The sequence below is a fragment of the Clostridium sp. genome, from assembly GCF_036639235.1.
In the GTDB taxonomy this organism is placed as follows: domain Bacteria; phylum Bacillota; class Clostridia; order Clostridiales; family Caloramatoraceae; genus Clostridium_AB.
On sequence record NZ_JAVWJB010000099.1, the window covers coordinates 1 to 2,626 of the forward strand.

The following is a 2,626-nucleotide window of genomic DNA, read 5'->3' on the forward strand; positions in this document are numbered from 1 at the left end:
GCTATTATAAGAGATAATATTGTTGCCTCTACATAGTTAAGCATAGTTCCATTACATAGACCGAGTCTTTTCTTTGCCTCTAAGTTAATCATTCTATTCATTATATTAACCATCCCACTTAAGACAGCTATTCCAATCCATATTGCCATTACGCCCTCCCCCTATCTAAGCAGTAATAGAATTCCAGCACCTATAATTAGATATCCTGGAATTCTTCTATAATCAAACTTACATACAGGAGTCTTAAATAATCCAAAGTGATCTATTATTGCAGATATTAACATCTGTCCAACAATAGATAGACCCATAGTCAGGGTTGCACCTATTTTATTAGCACATATACTTCCTGTAACAACTAAAATAACACCGTATATACCAACAGTATATACGTACTTCGGAAGTCCTCTAAAGGTTATTTTCTCCCTCTTTATTAACACTGCATAAGTTAATAAAAGTACTAGTCCAATTCCATGAACTATAAAACTGATTTCAAATATATTCAGGTGGTTAGCAAGTTGACCATTAACACTTATCATAAGTCCAATCGTAGCCCCACCAAATAATAAAGCTAAATAATACATCTCATTCTCCTTAAATATATTTTTACTTGTTTGTCATTATCCTATTAATTATATGTTATAAAATCTCAAAAAACGATAGCATAAAAATGCTATCGTTTAGTATTATTAATAAACAAATATATTAAATTTATGGTGAAAGGGCAATCTGTATCCCCACTTAGCAACCAGTTTTATTTTCCGCTAATTACTTCTAGTCCACCCATGTATGGTCTAAGTGCTTCTGGTACAGTTACTGTTCCATCTGCATTTTGGTAGTTTTCAAGGATAGCTGAAAGGGCTCTTCCAACTGCAACACCTGATCCGTTAAGTGTGTGTACAATCTTTGGCTTATCCTTAGGGTTTTCCTTATATCTAATATTAGCTCTTCTTCCTTGGAAGTCTTCAAAGTTTGAACAGCTTGAAATTTCAACATATCTTCCGTAGCTTGGCATCCAAACTTCAATATCATATGTCATAGCTGAACTAAATCCTAAATCTCCTGTACAAAGCTTAACCACTCTATATGGTAGTCCAAGTGCCTTAAGTACGCTTTCTGCATCATTTGTAAGCTTCTCTAGCTCATCATATGAAGTTTCAGCTGAAGCAAATTTAACTAGTTCAACCTTGTTAAATTGGTGCTGTCTAATAAGACCTCTTGTATCTCTTCCAGCTGAACCTGCCTCTGCTCTAAAACATGGTGAGTAAGCTGTATGAAGTATTGGTAGAGTTTCTCCTGGAAGAACCTCATCTCTATATATATTAGTTACTGGAACCTCTGCTGTTGGTATTAGGTAGTAATCTGTTCCATTTAACTTAAACATGTCTTCTTCAAACTTAGGAAGCTGTCCTGTTCCTGTTAAACTCTTTGAATTAGCCATGAAAGGAGGAAGAATTTCTGTGTATCCATTCTCTGTAGTGTGCTTATCAAGGAAGAAGTTAATAAGAGCTCTTTCAAGTCTTGCTCCTGCTCCCTTGTAGAATGTAAATCTAGCTCCTGTAACCTTTCCTGCTCTTTCAAAGTCAAGAATATCAAGGTTAGTTCCTATATCCCAGTGTGCAAGTGGTTCAAAGTCGAATTCTCTAGGAGTTCCGTCTTTTCTCATTTCTATGTTTTCTGTATCATCTTCCCCTGCTGGTACTGATGGATTTGGTACGTTTGGAAGTCTAAGAACAAGATTGTATTGCTCTTCTTCAATTCCTGCAAGACTTTCATCAAGACCCTTAATCTTATCTGAAAGTTCCTTCATTTCTGCCATAATATGGTCAGCTGACTCTCCAGCTTTCTTAAGCTTTGCTATTTCACCTGAAGCTGTGTTTCTTTGGCTCTTAAGTGCTTCAACCTCAACTAGTATAGCTCTTCTTCTCTCATCAAGCTCTAGTATAACGTCTATTGATTTAGCCTCAGCCTCTTTCTTTCTTCTAAGCATCCCTTCTCTAACTTCATCAGGATTCATTCTAATTCTTTTAATGTCTAACATAATATTACCTCCTTAAACATACAAAATAAAATAAAAAAACCCTTCGTCCTAAAAATATAGGACGAAAGGTATATCTTCCGCGTTGCCACCTAAGTTGATTAACAGTTGTTAATCCTCTCAATGGAATAACCGTCCATGGCGGTACTGCTCATCACAGTCCCTCAAAGGTGGATTCAATACTACTTCACATGGGTTTACACCAACCACCCACTCTCTTAAGTGTTGTAGATATTTACTACTCCTCGTCAAAGGTTTCTTTTTATATTATTATATCATTTCCAATAAAATATTCAACCAGATATTTTTTGTTATTATTATGGTATTTATGTAATTTTATGTTATAATTTTAATTACCTTAGATTTTATTATTGTTTACTTATTACTTTTTTGGAGATGAATTAAATGAAAATATCAAAAAACCTTATTGCACTTGTATTTATTGCTGCTGTAGTTATAACTATTGGCCTTTCCTTTATGAAAACTTCAAGTAATTACAGCTTCAAAGGTAGTGTTATTTCTAAAAATAGTAACTCTATAACTATAGAGCCGGAAAAAGGTTCTAAGGAACGCCAGGTTAGCGATATTATA

The 2,626-nt window shown here is 34.6% G+C and carries 3 protein-coding genes and 1 other annotated feature; of the genes, 1 reads left to right on the forward strand and 2 read right to left on the reverse strand.

The window, feature by feature from the left end:
- Positions 1 to 161 precede the first annotated feature (161 nt).
- Positions 162 to 581 (reverse strand): DMT family transporter, encoded by a 420-nt coding sequence (locus tag RR539_RS10745; protein WP_332474316.1) that lies wholly within the window; start codon positions 579 to 581, stop codon positions 162 to 164.
- Positions 582 to 751: 170 nt separating this feature from the next.
- The gene (gene serS, locus RR539_RS10750) at positions 752 to 2,038 is read right to left on the reverse strand and encodes a serine--tRNA ligase (protein ID WP_332474315.1); all 1,287 of its coding nucleotides are present in this window, start codon (positions 2,036 to 2,038) and stop codon (positions 752 to 754) included.
- Between the two features lie 54 nt (positions 2,039 to 2,092).
- Positions 2,093 to 2,296, reverse strand: a binding site (T-box leader).
- A gap of 144 nt (positions 2,297 to 2,440) precedes the next feature.
- Between serS and RR539_RS10755 the strand changes: the two genes are divergently transcribed.
- On the forward strand, positions 2,441 to 2,626 hold a 186-nt coding region (locus RR539_RS10755; RefSeq protein ID WP_332483804.1), incomplete at its 3' end, for a hypothetical protein.

Coding starts and splice junctions, on each gene's coding strand:
- RR539_RS10745 (WP_332474316.1), bottom strand. CDS start 581: ATGTATTATTTAGCTTTATTATTTGGTGGGGCTACGATTGGACTTATG.
- serS (WP_332474315.1), bottom strand. CDS start 2,038: ATGTTAGACATTAAAAGAATTAGAATGAATCCTGATGAAGTTAGAGAA.